Source organism: Aetokthonos hydrillicola CCALA 1050 (assembly GCF_017591665.1).
Lineage (GTDB): Bacteria > Cyanobacteriota > Cyanobacteriia > Cyanobacteriales > Nostocaceae > Aetokthonos > Aetokthonos hydrillicola.
On sequence record NZ_JAAKGC010000004.1, the window covers coordinates 170,725 to 187,923 of the forward strand.

The following is a 17,199-nucleotide window of genomic DNA, read 5'->3' on the forward strand; positions in this document are numbered from 1 at the left end:
TTATCCTCAGTTTAATTATAAGTATTTATATATTGTAGGCTCGGCTATCAGGGGCGATCGCGCCAAGCTTGATTGATCAAAGTCAGGGTAGGTGTGTTGTCGCACAGCCCAACGCAACGCCGGAATTCAAGTTACACCTTCAATTGAAGATATGAAAACGTTAGAGGAAATTAAGCAAATTCTGAGACAGAATAAACCGTTGTTGGAGCAACAATATCGGATCACTAAGTTGGGTATCTTTGGTTCTTACGCTCGTGGTGAACAAACTGAGGAAAGTGATGTTGATCTACTCATTGACTACGATCAAGCACCTACTTTATTTAAGCTGGTGGAGCTACGTGACTATCTCAGTAGCGCGATCGGTATCAAGGTTGATGTCGTAACGCAAAATGGTTTGAAGCCAAGAATCAGGAAGCTAGTGTTATCACAAGTCATTTATGTATGAGCAAACGACAGCTATCGTAATTTATTTCTTGACAAGAATGCCAGCTTATTTCCGAAATTATTTTTTTTGAAAAATAAAACGCTTAGTCCTAATGCCATACAATAACCAACAATGCTATTAGGTTCATTGACTGATCTTACATTTGTATCTACTTTTCTGATCGCAAAATCACCAATAGCTTCGCCTAAAATATTAACAGAGTTAGGGTTATTTTCATCCATAATTACAGTAAAACTAGTAAAATCTAATGAAATTAGTTGATCGTTAATACTAACTATTGGAACGAATCTTCCTGTTTGAAGCCGACTTGATATTTGATTTGCATCTACGAATATTGTTTTTCTGGCCATAAAGCTGATATTTGTTAATCTTCCATTTTCAAAGATAAATTCCGCTGGTTCTGTAATATTTGTTTCTGTAATAGTTCCTGCGTTCTGGAAGTTTGGTCTGACAGCATCTGGCTGAAAGTCAAAATTGAAAGTGGCTCCTTTCAGTGATGACAGAGGTTTTATCTCTTGACCAACACCTACTAAGCTATCGTCATCAAAAGTTAAGTTTCCTTGTCCTGCAATTGTGTTTGCAGGTGGACCCAAAAAAGGCTTCAATATAAAATCAAAGTCAAAACTGGCTGCAAAGACACGATTTGCCTGAATAGTTGTGACACTTATCACAGAAGTCGCGACAACAAAAAGTGCTTTTTGATACAAATTCATCTTGGACAACCTTTTTCATACATGATGATAAAGTTTACAGGAATTATGCGTTCTTACACGCATCTTGTCCAGAAAATCAATGAGAGTGTATAGAAAGCGTGATATAAGCTGGTGGTAGCTGGTGTGCAGATCTCTTGGATAAGACAAAAACGTAAAATTATTGTAGTGCGGGCATCTTGCCCGCGTTCAATATAAAAATTGAACCTCCATCCATTGACTTACAATCTAGGCAATATTTCCGGTAACAAGTGGCTTGGTAATTTAGATAAAGCAAGATTTTGTCCTTGTATTCCTAATTCGTTGTGGAAAGAGCGAATTGCTTTAACTATATAATTAACAGTTGTTTGATAAGCCTCAGTTTGCTTATTCAATCCACTCAAAGCTAGCAAGTGATTATCTAATACTGCTTCTAAATGATGAGAACGAGCTGTTTTATCACCATTAAAATAAGCATCTGTTACAAGTTGATAATGAGCTAATCCTAAGTTATTGTGAGTTGCTGCTATATCAAAACTCATAGTAACGCCATTCAATGAGTGAGCAAGGGCAAGTGCTTCATCATAGGCAGCGATGCACATTTCTAATAACTTCAATCTCTCATCTTTATTTATTTTTGGTACGTTTGATAAATGCCAATAAGCCGTACCAAGGTTATTTTCCGTGGCAGCGCAAGCAGCCGGAGCATTAGCTGGAGTGCGATACTTTAATGCTTCATTATAAGCATCAATTGCTAAGCAGAAATTTTCCTCTGGCTGTTCGTATTGAGCAATATTCCAGTAAGCAGTACCAATGTTGTTTTGAATCATGCCATACTTAAAAGGCTCTTCTTCGGCTTTGTAGTGAGCCAGTGCTAACTTATAGGCTGTGATGGCGTGTTTGAGATGCTCGACTGGTTGATTAAATTGCGCTAAGTGCCAGTAAGCAGTACCTAAATTGTTTTGACAAGCAGCGTACTTCATTGGATCCATTTCGACGGTACGGATACGGAGTGCTTCGCTATAAGCTAAAACTGCTTGTTGCCAATTTTCCCCTGCATTAGAGAAACGAGCTAAATCACCATAGGCTGTTCCGAGATTATTTTGCACACGGACATAAGTTTCTGAATGTGTTTCTGGTGAAATTAGTTTTAAAGCTAGCTGATAAAATTCAATTCCTTGCTCTATGTAAGCTTGTCCCTCTTCAGAGTTCGGTGGTGTGCGAGACAGCATCCAGTAGAGTGTACCTAAGTCATTTAAAATGTCCGGCACTTGGGGTGAGGCGTCATTATAAGTGATAGCTTCCTGATAAGCAAGAATTGCTACCATTAGGTTTTCTAGCGTTGACTGTCCTTGTTCTACGCGGGAGCGATATAAGTTCCCCAAGCTGTGATAAGCGGCTGCTAGTTTTTCCCCTAGGTTTTTGTTTGCGTGTAATTCCTCAATTTCACGTAAAATTTGCTGAACTTGTAAGTTCTGCTCTCGGTCTTCAACAATCGTAGTATTGATTGTTGCCAGTACTAACTCTGTTAACTCCCTACTGATGTGTGACAAGCTGTTTGGTAATACGTTATTTTTATGATTTTGTCTGATGGCCGAATTGTCTTGATGGGGTCTGACTGGAATTAATTCGGCTTTTGATGAAGGACTTTCTGGTGGTTTGTTAGGACGGTTTACTTGTGTGTCTGGTGGCTGGAAATTAAAATCCTCCTTAATAGGTGATTCTTCGAAAATAGATTGCTCAACATTCCCTAAATCTAAGGTTCTTGAACCAGGAAAGCGTTCTGGTGAGTTTTTTCTATTAGTTGTAGGAGTGGGTTCTCCTGCAAATACAAAAACGCCAGTGCGGTAGCGCCAAAACTGTAATGCTGATTGCTGAATAGCATACAACCAAGGGCGTGGTAGCCATAATAACAGGCTTGATTCTAAAAAGCGATTAGATTCAGTATTTGCTAGAGTTTGCTCGGTTGAACGCAGATACTGTAAAAATAAACGCTGTACAGTAACGGGCTGCTTAGTTAACTGCTCAACACCCACAATTTGAAACACCGGTATTGGTAGGGGTCTTCCTGGGGTTTCTTGGGATGCGCCAACAATTGGTGGCGGATAATTCGCCAACCATTGATTTATCTGCGCTATTGGATTAGGATCACTTAAATTTAAGCGTAAGGTCACTAATCGCGGATAGGCTGGTGTGCTAGCCTCTTCCTGTGTATCTGGCTGATACAATATTTGCCCAACAGGAAAAGCTAAAGTGGAATGCAAACGCGCTGCTACTTGATTTCTTAAATTTAAATCGTCACATACCGCCAAGAAGATTTGCCGACGCAAACCAAGGCTTAGAGCAAGTTTTAAACGGTGATATACTTGGCGATTCCAAGCAAAATTGTGGGAGTGTGCAGTATCATTCACGCTCATGGTGGCTAAAGAGCCAAAATGTAGTTTACAGGAATCAGGAGTCAGGAGTCAGAATTCAGGAGTCAGAATTCAGGAGTCAGGAGTCAGAATTCAGGAGTCAGAATTCAGGAGTAATGAGATCGGGTTTTGATGCAAAAATAGAAGACTTCGTGTAGATAATAGGGATCTAATTTATCTACTAGATACACAGGACTAATTCTGAACGCCGCATTCCTACGCCGGTAAACCCGGCTGCAGAAGTGGCTCCTCCTGACTCCTGACTCCTGTCTCCTGAATTCTTCTTCAATTGATTTTCAAATGGTTGTCGCTTTGCTCAGGACAAAATCCAGACTTGAACAACTAAAGATTTTCGGGTATAATTTCATACTCAAAGACTCGTAAATTTTGAGCAGCAAAAAAAACCAGGCTCCTATCAAGTCTGGAACCTGCAAGAAGACAAAAATTTGTCCCTCTTAAAACAGTTTAAGATCAATTAGGATCAATTAAGATTAGGAAACTGAGAAAGCAACGAATATCAAACTCCCTACCAAAATAGCTGCGACGACTGCCAGAATAATATAATTTCGCTTTTGCCCTGCATCAGGGGGTTCTGCTCGGTAAACTTTTGGTTCTTGCGCGAAATTATTCAGACGACCGCCATCTTCTGTTGTGTAAGGCATGAATTCAATTCCTCATTCTGGTCATTTACCTTATGTTACATTAATTGTTTATTCGTATCAATTTGTGATTTTACCAGTCAAGGGTGAACTAGCGCTTGCATAAGTTTTAATAGGCATTCTCCCAGCAAGATAGGCTAAACGACCTGCTATTGCTGCTAAATTCATGGCTTGAGCCATTGCAGGAGCGTTATTTGCTAATGCGATCGCGCTATTAATCAACAAAGCATCTGCCCCCATTTCCATTGCTTGGGCTGCTTCCGATGGCGATCCAATCCCGGCGTCTACCACTACCGGAACATTGGCATTTTCAATGATAATCTGAATATTAGCTGTTGTTTTCAATCCTTGCCCAGAACCAATAGGGGAAGCTAAAGGCATAACTGTTGCGCAGCCTACTTCTTCCAAGCGTTTCGCCAACATTGGATCAGCATTAATATACGGCAATACCGCAAAACCTTCTTTCACCAACTGTTCTGCTGCTTGTAAAGTGCCGATGGGGTCTGGTAAAAGATACTTGGGGTCTGGAATAACTTCTAATTTGACGAAATTGTTATTTTCCTGTCCTACAAGGCTTGCCATTTCCCGTCCTAATCGCGCTACACGAATCGCTTCTTCTGCGGTTTGACAACCTGCTGTGTTAGGCAACATCCATATTTTTTTCCAATCCAGCGCCTCAGTTAAGCCTTCGTGTCCAGGAACATTGGCTTGTACCCTTCGCACCGCCACAGTTACAATTTCACAACCGCTAGCAATGACACTTTGCTGCATTTCCTCGATGCTGCGATATTTCCCAGTTCCTGTCATTAAACGACTCGTAAAGGTTTTCCCTGCAATGACTAGAGGTTTGTCCTCAATGAGGGGTTTTGGAGCGGAGGTTATTTGTTTGTCAACTTGAGGGGACTGTTTAGGGGAAGGGAGTTGAGAGACTGGCAACATAGAAGTGGTAGATGGCTTGGCTTGGAAGCGCGAATAGTTAAATGCAGTTAATAAAGGGTCAGACTTTTGCTCCCAGATCAATTCGGCAATCAATTGCGCCGTAATAGGTGCTAAGAGAATACCATTACGATAATGACCAGTGGCAAAGGTTAAGTTTTTACAGGGGCTAGTACCCAGAATGGGTAGTTCATCAGGTGTACTAGGACGAAATCCCCACCAGAATTCTTCAATAGGATAATGCTGTAGTTGAGGATAAAGGGCAATAGCTTGCTGTAGTAAGCTTTGAATGCCAAATGGCGTGTTGTGGGGTGTGAAGCCAACATTTTCGCTAGTGGCTCCAATGATAATTTGGCGATCGCGTCTTGGTACGATGTAAATACCATCTCCGTACAAAATCCGCGATAAAGGCAATTCAGGTAGCAATTCTGGCACTCGTACACTCAGCAGTTGTCCTTTTACCGGGCGGACAGGTATTGGTAAAAGCTCATTTGACCAAGCACCTGTAGCTAAGACGTAATGTTCAGCGCGAATTTCTCCAGCGTTTGTTTTTACACCAACAACTTGTTGCTGCTGCTGTACAATTCCTTCTACTGTAATGTCTTCTTTTATTTCAACACCAAGACACCCAGCCGCTGTCAACAGTGCTTGAGCGAGCGCACGATTGTCTACTTGTGCGTCTTCAGGATACCACCAACCGCCTGCCACATCTGGGGCTAATCCTGGCTGATGCTGGTGAATACCTTCTTGATCTAACCAGTAGGCTACAGAAGAGGAAGGGGGAAAAGAAGAATCTCTTTCCCCATTTTCTTTATAAACTGGTGTTAAAGTACCACATGGCCAAAAACCCGTGTTTAAGCCTGTGAATTCTTCTAATTTTTGAGTCCAGTCTTGATATAAAAATAAAGATCGCCGACATAAATCGTTCATTGCACCTTGTGGAATTCTTTCAGCACCAGGTGCTAACATTCCAGCAGCGGCGTGGGTGGCGGCTGCGCTGAAGCTGCGACTGAGTACAGTGACACTTGCTTTGCGCAATTTTAGTTCAACGGCGATCGCCAAACCAATAACACCGCCACCAATAATTAAAACATCGTTAGTCATTGGTTCTTATTGAAGAGGAGTCAGAAGTCAGAATACAGGAGTCAGAATACCTCATCCCTAAGATCAAGGTTCAAGCATAGAAAAATTCTTCTTTGTCCTCACTATTAAAATCGGGGAGCTTTAGACTATGATTAGTCTACTGGTAATACAGAATTCAATTCTGAATTCTGTATTCTGACTCCTGAATTCTTCCTCAATAACTTATCACGCTTAACTCAGAAGTGTTACCACAAAGCTTGGATTGGCTTGTTGCTAGTCTGAGTTTGTTCATTTGCTGTGTTTGTATCTTGGTTGCTGCTATTACCAGTGGTTGTTGAGGAGTCATTAGCATCATTAGTGGGGCTGGTATTGTTATTCTGGGCTACAGTTGTTTTGCTGTTGATATCGCTTGGAGCACTATCACTTGCAGTACTATTAACATTAATATTAGCTGGGAGGACTTTTGAGGTTTTGTTGCTAACTTTTGGAGCGGGAAGCTGCGCTGTGTTTTGCCCTCCGCCCATTGGGAAGCTAATACCTAGCAAGGTACCCAGTAAAATAGCTAAACCCCCAGCCATTAGAATTAGTGGTGTCCATCTACCCATGTTATTTTCTCCTTTTCCTTTTCTAAACTATTTGATAACCTTCCAAAAATTGGAACCCTCGATAACTTTCACATTGCCACAAAACCTTAATTTTGATTTGTTCATAAAAGTGGGAGAATAAGGAGGTCACCAATAAGTTAGGGATACTCTACCTTATGAGTGTTATCCTCTTGGGCCAAATTGGCATTTCGTCCTCTATATGAACTGAGCATGTATCACAGCCACTAAATTCTCCAATAGTTTAATACCTTAGCACCGTTATTGTAGAGGTCAAGACTGTTCTGCTGCAACATTTGCCCATTGGCTTTTCCAGTGCGCCTGTCTTGTCTTTTCCTACGTCTAGTACTTTAGGCATTTAAGATAAATACAAAAGCTTTTAATTTTATTGTAACAATTTATTTCTAATGAAGAAAAATCTATAATTAAAGCTTACTTGTACTGCTGGCGAATTGAACACGGGCGTGTTAAAAACTTTACTCATTTCTCCAAAAGTCGTCTTTCACTCTCCATATTATGACCGCAAACACACCTTCCCAACTTTGGCTTTATGACACTACACTTAGGGACGGCACCCAGCGTGAAGGGTTATCGGTATCGATTGAAGATAAATTGCGTATTGCTCACCGACTTGATCGATTAGGAATTCCCTTTATTGAAGGTGGTTGGCCTGGCGCAAATCCCAAAGATGTTCAGTTTTTCTGGCAAATGCAAACAGAAAAACTCACGCAAGCCGAAATTGTTGCCTTTTGCTTTACCCGACGCCCTAATAAGATCGCAGCAACAGATCCAATGTTGCAAGCAATTCTTGCTGCTGGTACTCGTTGGGTGACGATTGTTGGTAAATCTTGGGATTTGCATGTGAGAGAAGGTCTCAATACCAGCTTAGCAGAAAACTTAGCAATGATCCAAGATACTATTGAGTATCTTCGTAGTCAAGGACGGCGGGTTATATACGATGCAGAACACTGGTTTGATGGCTACAAACACAATCCAGATTATGCTTTACAAACTTTAGAGACAGCGATCGCGGCTGGTGCAGAATGGCTTGTGCTTTGCGATACAAATGGTGGAAGCTTACCCGACCACATAACACAAGTTATCCAATCAGTCAATAGTCATTTTTTGACTAAACACAATACTATTCCTCAAATCGGGATTCACACTCACGACGATTCCGGTACAGCGGTTGCCAACGCCCTTGCTGCTGTCATGGCTGGGGTTAGAATGGTTCAAGGCACGATTAATGGTTATGGTGAACGCTGCGGCAATGCCAATCTTTGTACACTAATTCCGAATTTGCAGTTAAAGTTGGGTTATCAATGTATCGAGGATAACCAACTATCTGAACTCGCAGATACTAGCCGCTTTGTAAGCGAGGTTGTCAATCTTGCTCCTGATGAACACGCCCCCTTTGTAGGACGTTCAGCTTTTGCCCACAAAGGTGGTCTTCATGTATCGGCAGTGGAGCGCAATCCCTTGACTTACGAACACATCCAGCCGGAAAAAGTCGGTAACAGTCGTCGTATCGTGATTTCTGAACAGTCAGGGGTTAGTAACGTTTTGGCTAAAGCCCACTCTTTTGGTATTGAGCTAGATAAGCAGAACCCAAAAACAACCCAAATTCTAAAACATATCAAAGATTTGGAGAACGAAGGATATCAATTTGAGGCAGCAGAAGCAAGTTTCGAGTTGTTAATGAGGAAAGCCTTAGACAGTCGTCAAGAGTTCTTTGAAGTCAAAGGTTTTCAAGTCCACTGTGATCTGGCTGAAGGTAAACAAACAACTAACGCTCTTGCGACAGTGAAAGTAGCTGTTAACGGGAAGGATATAATAGAAGCAGCAGAAGGTAATGGACCAGTAGCAGCTTTGGATGCAGCCTTACGCAAGTCTTTAGTCAATTTTTATCCCCAAGTCGCTTTGTTTGAGTTAACAGACTACAAAGTTAGGATTCTTAATGGGCACACAGGTACATCAGCAAAAACCCGTGTTTTGGTAGAATGGCGGAATGGGCATCAACGCTGGACGACGGTGGGGGTTTCAAACAATATTTTGGAAGCTTCTTACCAAGCTGTCGTCGAAGGTTTGGAATATGGCTTATTTTTGCATTCCCAAGCCTTCGCCACGGTAAGTACTTCTAGCTGAAGGGCGATGTAGTTAAATCTAACGGCAAATTACCAATCTCAAACAATTATTGACACTCTCACACCACAAAAGGGATTGGTAATTTGTATATCAACCTGAATGCATGTTAGTTGTTGGTTATTTTAATCACAACTAACCCTTAATAACTAACTGTTTTAAGAAAAGCTTTCCCAAGCTTGAGCAACCACTTGGCTGAGCCAGCGTCTTTGCTGCTTATCTAGCAAACTGTCATCTGCTAGCACCTGAGCTGTCAACTCCTCTAAAGACTGACCCTGAGCGCGAACGATTTTAATGACTCCTGCGATCGCAGCAGCAACCAGTTCTTCATCAACAGGCTTTTGTCTTAGAGCAAAGATTTCTTGGGGGCTATCTGGGATGTGATAATTCATGGCGTGCATCTAGTGAAACACAGAATGAACAATAAGTTAGACCAAGACTTCAAGTTTTTTACTGAAAAAAATCTTATGAGTGTTAGGGCGGAGTTTACCTTACTTGATGCCTTTCCTAAATCTGTCTGAATGAGTAGATTCATTATAAAACTGAAAAAAAATGAAAGAAATCCTTTATCTAGAAATCCCAACACCTGACACAACCTCTGTATGCAACTGGTTGCACACAGATTTTGAACCAGGATTTGGCGAAAAATTTCCTACTTCCTCTGGCTTACGTCTGAGAATGCATCAAAACAATACAACTCATGAAGTCAGTATTTCGGAAAAATTACCAAACGAAATTTCTGTATTTGTTTGGTCAGTGCAACGAACTACTTATTTAAAAGCATTTCGTTGGGCTGACAAACCCTTAGATAACGAGCAACAAATTCTCAAACGCCTCACTACTGGAATTCGTTGCTACTTCCCTCATCATTATCCTGAACCACCAATCATTGATTTTTCTAAGGAATCAATTTTTGAGGCACTTGCTCGCGATTACCCCCTTACAGTCAAATATTTTCAGAAAATGCCTGACGGCGAATATGATCTCACCCGAGTCTACTGGTGGGAAAAAAGATGGCGTGAAGGTGTTCGCAATCCCCATAAACCTAATCAGGTAGTGTTCTCTCACAAAAGAGAAACATCTCCCACTGGTGTTCCCCAGTTCGATTTGATCTACGTTGGTGGTGCACTTGGTGTGATTCATGCAGCCGTGATGGCAAAAAGAGGGTATCGAGTCCTGTTATTAGATAGATTGCCCTTTGGCAGAATGAATCGGGAGTGGAATATTTCCCGCGATGAAATCCAAAGCTTGATTAACTTGGGTTTGCTTACGAGTGCTGAAGTCGAGTCAGTCATTGCGCGGGAGTACAAGGACGGTTTTAACAAATTTTTTGATGCTAATGTTCCCAAACACTTAAAAGCACCAATTTTGCACACTCCTACCGTACTGAATGTGGCTCTAGATTCTGAAAAGCTACTACAACTGTGCGGGCAAAAGCTGCGCAGTGCAGGTGGCCAAATTTGGGATGAAACAGAGTTTATAAGAACTGATATTTATAATACACAAATCAGTATCACTGTCAATCATTTACCAAGCCAAACAGAAAAACAAATTAGTGGACGACTGCTAGTAGATGCCATGGGAAGCGCCTCACCCATAGCATGGCAGTTGAATGGGGGTCGTGCTTTTGATAGTATTTGCCCAACAGTAGGAGCCGTCGTTGAACGTGGATTTGAGCCTGGAGTATGGGATTCTCAATATGGAGACGTTCTTAACAGTCACGGGGATATATCACGGGGGCGACAGTTAATTTGGGAACTGTTTCCAGGGACAAATGAAGAGCTAGCAATTTATTTATTTCATTATCACCAAGTCAATCCCAAAAACCCAGGCTCCTTGCTGGAGATGTACGAAGACTTTTTTACCATTTTGCCCGAGTATCGACGGTGCGATATGGACAAACTGGTGTGGAAAAAGCCAACGTTTGGCTATATTCCTGGGCATTTCAGTGTGGGGAGTAAAGATCGCACGGTTGCTTTTGATCGTCTAATTGCGATCGGTGATGCGGCATCACTCCAATCTCCTTTAGTATTTACCGGCTTTGGTTCCCTTGTCCGTAACTTAGAACGCCTAACAAATCTTTTAGATACCGCCCTTAAACACGATTTGCTGAGCTTCAAGCACCTAAACCGAATTCGCGCTTTTCAAAGTAATATTGCCGCTACTTGGATGTTTTCTAAAGGCATGATGGTTCCTACTGGGAAGTTTATACCGCCGGAACGAATTAATTCCATGCTGAATAACTTTTTTGGGTTATTGGCAGATGAACCGCCTATAGTGGCAGATAACTTTATCAAAGATCGATTTGATTGGTTCACCTTTAATCGCCTAGCCGTGAAAGCAGCACGCAAAAACCCATCATTACTGCTGTGGATCTGGGAACTTGCAGGCTCGAAGGATTTACTACGATGGTTATGGAACTATTTTGATTTTACCCGCCATACCCTTGTTACTATTCTCCTAAGTAGATCCTTTGCACGCGCTCTTCCCCAGATACAGCCTTGGCTCGAACCCCGTTTTCCTGCATTATGGTTACGGTTGTTAAGTACTAGCTATGCATTAACCGCCGGTCAACCACCTAAAGGAGGGAGCAGAGGGCAGGGAGCAGAGAGCAGGGAAGCCAGCAGCGTGCGCAGGTTTCCTCTGCTGAGGTAACTGGAAAGAAGAGGGAGCTCTTAGCAGGGGGAGAAAAAAGACAAATCTTACCCAGTTTTGACTTTTGACTTTTGACTTTTGACTTCCCCGCAGGGACGCCCTACACCCTATGCCCTTTCCTACGAAAATTTGGCAATTCAACAGATGCTAGAGACTTACGCCCCTTGGGTGGGCGCTGCGGATAAATCACTGGTGAGGGAGAGTTAGCGTCGTCGGGGTTGTCGTTAAAAGGTTGCTGAAGTAAAGTAGACTGTGGCAATTCTAAGGGTAGTGCTTGTGTTGCTTCTAGCCAGAAATCTTCTATAGGTTCATGTTTTTGGTCAACGAGGGTGATTGTGACATTTTTTGCTTCTTCATCATTTGGGATTGTCCCTGGACAAGGTTCCCATATAGATTCGTGGGTGTCCTTTGGGAGATCTCGCCTTGTGGGTAGCACTGAGTCAGTTTCAGGATCCTCTACCTTTGGCTGTAGGGATTCGCTATCACTCTCGATATTTTGTGGCGAAGGTTGTCGAGATGTAGGTGCAGGATTAGAGTTAAAAAACAATTCGAGAACACTATCCAATTGTTCGTCTAGGTTTTGAGACTCTGAAGGTAAGACTGCTTCTAATGTACTCGGGCAATCATTAATAATTTCTAAAGTTTTTTCAGGTTGTGTTGGTTTTGATAAATCTTCTTGATCTAGTTGTGCTGGTTTTGGTAAATCTGCTTGGTCTAAAGGTTCTGAGCTAAATGATTTCGTAGTTGCTCGCTCATCATCTTGTTCATACAAAGGAGATGCTAAAGATTCTCCCTTGAACTGCTCTAAATCATTTGCTATGGTATCAGACTCTGCTGACCAAGGTTGAATTGGTTGGGCATTAGGAAACAAAGAGTTATTGTGGCTAGAGTATTTTGGTGTCTTGTTTGTCTTATTTGACGCACTACTATCCACAGAATTAGGGAACGGTGTTTCTAAGCATTTTTCTAAAGCTGCTTTAAACTGTAAAGTCTGGCGTTGTTGTCGCATTAACCTAGTGCGTAACTCACGACAAGCGTTTTCTGATTGCAGTAGCTGGTGGGACTGTTCCTGATAGTTAAATTGAACGAGGGCGCAATCCCTTTCTAACTGAGCAAGGCGTTGTTGATTGAGTTCTAGCTGCGCCTTGTAACTCTCTATGGACATTTCTTGGTGTTGAACAGTTTGCACAGCAGTTTCTAACTGTTTGTATAAAGACTGGATCAGTTCCTGAGCAGCAGATAGTTCCTGAGTCTGTTGGTTAAGCATTGACTCTGTAACACTTGAGCGCTTTTTGTGGAGCTGCAAAGCCGCCTCTGATTCACTTAGCGCTGCTGTTAGCTCTTCTACTCGACTGTACAAATTACTGTTAGCAGAGCGTAATTCTTCATTCAATTCCAGCAGCTTATTAAATTCAGAGTCAATAATTGCTTGTTGTTCTTTGTCAGGTTCTGCAACCCAATCTTGTTGTGGTGGATTTTCCTGAGAAAGTTCCGTATTGCTCTCTGGATTTTTTCCAGGCGCAAGTAGTGGCAATTTCCCAATTGCTACATTTCCATCAGGTGATACAAAGAATGGGGGAGAACTCGCCTGCTCTGATTGTGGCGAATTCACAGATTCAATGGGTTTAAAACTAGCCCCATTTTTTGGGGTGTCAGCTTCATTCATTACTCGTCACCCACCAGCTTTAAACTAAACAGCAAAAATTACGCCAGAAGTGCAAATCCATACATGCTGTCTTATCAAAATCTATTCTAGATGGCAAGGGTGCCACAAGTGTAAGTTATTTACAAAAGGGCATTGGGCATGCCCCATGCCCCATGCCCCATGCCCAATTATGGTAACCAATGGGGATTAAAACCAGATAGGGGAAGTTGTTCTGGTTTAATTTGTGCTGCTGTTGCTGGATCAGTAACGGGTAATACAGGTAGTAACCACAAGCTACTAGTAGCGATCGGTTGTCCATCATCTGTTGTTAAAGGACTAGCTGATGATGTTGCTGCATTTGTCTGTGGTACTACTTGGTCAAATAATAAGCCTAAGCCATCGGGTGCTAAACTCATGCGTACATTTCGTTGCGCGGCAGGTAGTACTATCAGTGGCTTCTGTTGCCACGTTTTTAAATCAATAGCTACTACATATGGCTGTTCCTGATATTGTTGTCCAGGTAATAGCTGTGTTAGCAAGCAGTAAAGGTTAGGTGACGCAGTATCAAATTGGCAGTTGAGAATTGAGCCTGTTGTACGTAACAGTTGTTTCTGTAAGCCTTGGTTAGTCACCAAAAACAAATCTCGTGTATAATTTGTATTAAATTTTACCATTGCTGCTTGCGAGCCGTCTTTTGAGAAAGTTTGTACTAAACCAAACTGCGGCAAAAAATCCAAGGGTTTATTAGCATCGGTTTGTAGCGGTAAAATTGCTGCTCCTTGTCCTTGAGCTACTGCTACAGCTTTACTATCTGGAGTAATCATAAAATCTCCCCCTGGTTGGCTTTGTAGCCGTTTAGGAACGATTTTTTCGCCAGAACTGCTGGGGTTTGCGGGCATAAACCACAAACCAAAGTCACCAGGATTAGCTTTGTTCCCTCGCTGAACTACAATAGTTTTTCCATCAGGCGATAAATCAAATTTTAAATTTTGATATTCTTTATTATCTAAAATTAAGTCAATTTTATTTGGTGCGTCTGGTTGTTTTTCCGATTGTGAGGGAATACCTGTTGTTACTGTATATATTTGAGCAGACAATACGTCAACATCTTGTTTTGTGTGAGCAGAAAATAAAATTTTTTCTCCATTTGGAAATGGCTTAAAATCAACAACAACCAAGTCGCTTGGTGTAAGTACTTTTTTTTGCTCTTGGGTTAAGTTGTAAAGTACTAAACGACCTTGATCTTCTTTATCAGTTCCTATATAAAGGATGACGCGATCGCGTGTTCGGAAGTTGCCTGTAAAGGGTTGTATAACTCTAGGCTTTCCTTTTTTTTGTGAAAACTTATCTTGAGCATTCTGCAACTTTAATTGATAATTTGTTCCATAGGGTGCTGGTGTTAAAAGTGTATAAGCCATACGTCTTCCAGCCCAACTAACTTTACCTGCTAAGGGCGGCTCGATTTTCAAGTTATCCTCTACACTTTTCACATTCATTGGACGACTAAAAGTTAGGGTAAAAGATAAATCATCTCCTGCAATTTGCTTGTTCTGCCAACTAAATTGTCTAATACTAGGCTTTACTACATCACCTTGCAACATCAGTAACCCTATTAACAAACTCAGAATGAGCGTCAGTGCGATGACAACACGATCTAGAGGTTGAAAAAATCCCTTATTTATAGTCATTGCTAAATATTAAATCTTAAATATTATGGACTCTTCCCAATCCCCAATCCCCAATCCCCAATCCCCAATCCCTAATAACTATAAGGATTCTTGGGTTGGGGAATTTGTTTCAAAGAAGTAGCAGCAATCGTAAGTTGACGTTTACCTGAGAGAGTTTCTGTTACCATTTTTCCTTCAACTTCAAGCCAAGTATCGGGTTGATATTGATCGCGGGTGTCTTTAAGTTTAACAGGCAATCCTGCAGGATAAGCATCTGCGGCACAACAAGTTATAACAAATCGTGCCAGAAATAAATAATCTTTTGGCAATTCTGGTGGATGAATGACAAATCCCTGTACTTTTGCTTTTTGTCCCGTGTATCCATCTGGTTCTGGATAGACATTGAGTGTCCGTACCCAATCTATAAGTGTTCGTTCTTCTGGACGAACAGAAACACGAAATGCTTGGGGTTGAGGGCGTGTTGATCCTGCCAGATCCATCACACCCCGTTCTAGGGCTGTTTGACTAGCAAAAACTTGGGGCGTAATAATTAATCCTAGAATTGCTGATATCAATAATAAGGAACTGCCCCAACTAGGAGGAAATAAAGTGATATGCGCAGGTGCAGGAGTTACATCATTCGGTCGTTGCTGAACAACTTGTACTGCTTTAAGTAAGGCGATAATTAACAAGCCAAACGCACCTAAAATTGCTAACCAAAAGTAATCCGGATGAATTAATAAGTTTAGCTTACCGGTCGCCCAATATTTTAGGATTAAAATGCCCCAAGCACTGATTGCTAAGACATCCAGCCAAGGGGTTAATCTAATTCTCTTTTTAGATTTGATATTTTGGGCTGAGCTCATGTTTCAAGGAGGAGTAGTGAGTAGTTATTTGTTGGTGGTGTTTGGTTATTGGATAGTTATTAATAGTTATTAATCAGGGTTTATCTTAAGCCCTGATTAATAAACGCTATCCTCTAAATAACTTGTAAATTCAAGAAAAGGGTCAATAAAAATGTTAATTGTGCTGCCATAGCAAATAAATAGATAACAGCCCTAGGTTTAAAAATTGATAACATTAAACCAACGCCTTTAAAGTCAATCATTGGTCCTAGTACCAGAAAAGCTAACAGGGAGCCACTGGTAAAAGCAGAAGCAAAGGACAAAGCAAAAAACGAATCAACGGTCGAACAAATCGATACTAGTACTGATAAAATTAACATAGCAACGACTGAACTCACAGGACCAGCACCCAGACTAAAGATCACTTCACGGGGTACAAGTACTTGAATAGCAGCAGCGATCGCACTCCCTATCACCAATACTGACCCCAGCTCGCGCAATTCTTGTACACTATTCTCAACTAGAAGCCGTAGTTTATCTGATAATTGTTTTTGAGGAGCTGTTGGCTTTTTATCGCGTGATTGTACAGAATTTAGATCCATCCGCAAGGTTTGACTAGCTCTTCCTCCTAGCAAATAAGTTCCTGGTTGCAATAAAGTGGGTGTATTTGCTTGCTGGCGGTCTGTTTTAGTTTCGGGTGAATGTGGAGAACTGTACTTCAGATAACGCGCGATCGCAGGTTGTAATATTGGAGTCAAATCCTTTTGAAAACTGAAGACAACAGCCACAATAGTTGCGATCAATAGAGAAAACACGATTCTTAATACCACTATTTCCGGCTGATCGCGAAAAGCCGCCCAAGTTGCCCAAATAACGATAGGATTGATTGTCGGTGCTGCTAACAAAAAACCAATCGCCACTGGTGTTGGTACTCCCTGCATGAGTAGCCGTCGTGCTACTGGCACGTTACCGCACTGACAAACAGGAAATAAAAAGCCTACTAAGCTACCGAATAAGGCACCTAACAGTGGATTTCTAGGCATTTTTTCCACCAGTTTGCGCTCATCAACAAAAAACATCAATAAACTGGAGAATAAAACTCCCAGTAACAAAAAAGGCATCGCCTCAACTAGCAGACTGAGAAATAGGGTGAAGCCATTGTTCAATTGATTCATGGGTGTCGCTGATTAAAGCGGTGTTGTATTGTGAAGTTATGCCAAGTCATTTTGTCGAAGTGGGAGAAAAGCAATAGAGAAGGAAGATGATATTGGTATACAAGTAGTCAGCAGATTGTCTGTTTGTTGTTGCGCCTGAGTGTCCTAAACAGTTATAACTAACGTTGTTGTCTCTACAAACTATAAATTGTGCCCCTAGAGTGTTAAAGCTACGAAATAGTTCAGATTCACAACCATAAGCA

General features: G+C 41.5%; 13 protein-coding genes. 3 read left to right on the forward strand and 10 right to left on the reverse strand.

Annotation, left to right across the window (positions count from 1 at the left end; translation table 11 throughout):
• The first annotated feature begins 91 nt into the window (after positions 1 to 91).
• Positions 92 to 445, forward strand: a complete 354-nt coding sequence (locus tag G4P69_RS03620; protein WP_310834059.1) for a nucleotidyltransferase family protein — start codon at positions 92 to 94, stop codon at positions 443 to 445.
• A gap of 11 nt (positions 446 to 456) precedes the next feature.
• Here the strand turns inward: G4P69_RS03620 and G4P69_RS03625 are convergent, their stop codons facing one another.
• The 5 genes from G4P69_RS03625 to G4P69_RS03645 form a co-directional block, all read right to left on the reverse strand.
• On the reverse strand, positions 457 to 1,158 hold the full coding sequence (locus tag G4P69_RS03625; RefSeq protein WP_208345757.1) for a hypothetical protein: 702 nt from the start codon (positions 1,156 to 1,158) through the stop codon (positions 457 to 459).
• Between the two features lie 218 nt (positions 1,159 to 1,376).
• Positions 1,377 to 3,551, reverse strand: coding sequence for a tetratricopeptide repeat protein (locus tag G4P69_RS03630; protein ID WP_208348498.1), 2,175 nt, complete (start codon positions 3,549 to 3,551; stop codon positions 1,377 to 1,379).
• 488 nt (positions 3,552 to 4,039) lie between these two features.
• Positions 4,040 to 4,210, reverse strand: a complete 171-nt coding sequence (gene psb34 / locus G4P69_RS03635) for a photosystem II assembly protein Psb34 (protein WP_208348501.1) — start codon at positions 4,208 to 4,210, stop codon at positions 4,040 to 4,042.
• A gap of 57 nt (positions 4,211 to 4,267) precedes the next feature.
• Positions 4,268 to 6,247, reverse strand: coding sequence for a glycine oxidase ThiO (thiO, locus tag G4P69_RS39850; protein WP_208348512.1), 1,980 nt, complete (start codon positions 6,245 to 6,247; stop codon positions 4,268 to 4,270).
• Between the two features lie 224 nt (positions 6,248 to 6,471).
• Positions 6,472 to 6,831, reverse strand: a complete 360-nt coding sequence (locus tag G4P69_RS03645) for a hypothetical protein (RefSeq protein WP_208345888.1) — start codon at positions 6,829 to 6,831, stop codon at positions 6,472 to 6,474.
• A gap of 513 nt (positions 6,832 to 7,344) precedes the next feature.
• On the opposite strand from G4P69_RS03645, the gene cimA reads away from it, so the two are divergent.
• The gene (gene cimA, locus G4P69_RS03650) at positions 7,345 to 8,973 is read left to right on the forward strand and encodes a citramalate synthase (protein WP_208348518.1); all 1,629 of its coding nucleotides are present in this window, start codon (positions 7,345 to 7,347) and stop codon (positions 8,971 to 8,973) included.
• A 155-nt stretch (positions 8,974 to 9,128) separates the two neighbouring features.
• Here cimA and G4P69_RS03655 read toward each other — a convergent pair whose 3' ends face one another.
• Complete coding sequence (locus tag G4P69_RS03655; RefSeq protein WP_208348521.1) at positions 9,129 to 9,362, reverse strand: hypothetical protein; 234 nt, start codon at positions 9,360 to 9,362, stop codon at positions 9,129 to 9,131.
• A gap of 160 nt (positions 9,363 to 9,522) precedes the next feature.
• Here G4P69_RS03655 and G4P69_RS03660 point away from each other — a divergent pair, with 160 nt between their 5' ends.
• Entirely contained in the window at positions 9,523 to 11,625 is a 2,103-nt protein-coding gene (locus tag G4P69_RS03660; protein ID WP_243902879.1) for an NAD(P)/FAD-dependent oxidoreductase, read from the forward strand.
• A gap of 100 nt (positions 11,626 to 11,725) precedes the next feature.
• On the opposite strand, the gene G4P69_RS03665 is transcribed toward G4P69_RS03660, so the two are convergent.
• The 4 genes from G4P69_RS03665 to G4P69_RS03680 form a co-directional block, all read right to left on the reverse strand.
• Positions 11,726 to 13,291 carry a hypothetical protein gene (locus tag G4P69_RS03665; RefSeq protein ID WP_208348525.1) on the reverse strand — a complete coding sequence of 522 codons (1,566 nt, stop codon included), beginning with the start codon at positions 13,289 to 13,291 and terminating at the stop codon, positions 11,726 to 11,728.
• 167 nt (positions 13,292 to 13,458) lie between these two features.
• Positions 13,459 to 14,958, reverse strand: coding sequence for a TolB-like translocation protein (locus G4P69_RS03670; protein ID WP_208348528.1), 1,500 nt, complete (start codon positions 14,956 to 14,958; stop codon positions 13,459 to 13,461).
• Between the two features lie 71 nt (positions 14,959 to 15,029).
• Entirely contained in the window at positions 15,030 to 15,803 is a 774-nt protein-coding gene (locus tag G4P69_RS03675) for a TIGR03943 family putative permease subunit (protein WP_208346200.1), read from the reverse strand.
• 113 nt (positions 15,804 to 15,916) lie between these two features.
• Complete coding sequence (locus tag G4P69_RS03680; protein WP_208348531.1) at positions 15,917 to 16,957, reverse strand: permease; 1,041 nt, start codon at positions 16,955 to 16,957, stop codon at positions 15,917 to 15,919.
• Positions 16,958 to 17,199: the final 242 nt, after the last annotated feature.

Coding starts and splice junctions, on each gene's coding strand:
- G4P69_RS03625 (WP_208345757.1), bottom strand. CDS start 1,158: ATGAATTTGTATCAAAAAGCACTTTTTGTTGTCGCGACTTCTGTGATA.
- G4P69_RS03630 (WP_208348498.1), bottom strand. CDS start 3,551: ATGAGCGTGAATGATACTGCACACTCCCACAATTTTGCTTGGAATCGC.
- psb34 (WP_208348501.1), bottom strand. CDS start 4,210: ATGCCTTACACAACAGAAGATGGCGGTCGTCTGAATAATTTCGCGCAA.
- thiO (WP_208348512.1), bottom strand. CDS start 6,247: ATGACTAACGATGTTTTAATTATTGGTGGCGGTGTTATTGGTTTGGCG.
- G4P69_RS03645 (WP_208345888.1), bottom strand. CDS start 6,831: ATGGGTAGATGGACACCACTAATTCTAATGGCTGGGGGTTTAGCTATT.
- cimA (WP_208348518.1), top strand. CDS start 7,345: ATGACCGCAAACACACCTTCCCAACTTTGGCTTTATGACACTACACTT.
- G4P69_RS03655 (WP_208348521.1), bottom strand. CDS start 9,362: ATGAATTATCACATCCCAGATAGCCCCCAAGAAATCTTTGCTCTAAGA.
- G4P69_RS03660 (WP_243902879.1), top strand. CDS start 9,523: ATGAAAGAAATCCTTTATCTAGAAATCCCAACACCTGACACAACCTCT.
- G4P69_RS03665 (WP_208348525.1), bottom strand. CDS start 13,291: ATGAATGAAGCTGACACCCCAAAAAATGGGGCTAGTTTTAAACCCATT.
- G4P69_RS03670 (WP_208348528.1), bottom strand. CDS start 14,958: ATGACTATAAATAAGGGATTTTTTCAACCTCTAGATCGTGTTGTCATC.
- G4P69_RS03675 (WP_208346200.1), bottom strand. CDS start 15,803: ATGAGCTCAGCCCAAAATATCAAATCTAAAAAGAGAATTAGATTAACC.
- G4P69_RS03680 (WP_208348531.1), bottom strand. CDS start 16,957: ATGAATCAATTGAACAATGGCTTCACCCTATTTCTCAGTCTGCTAGTT.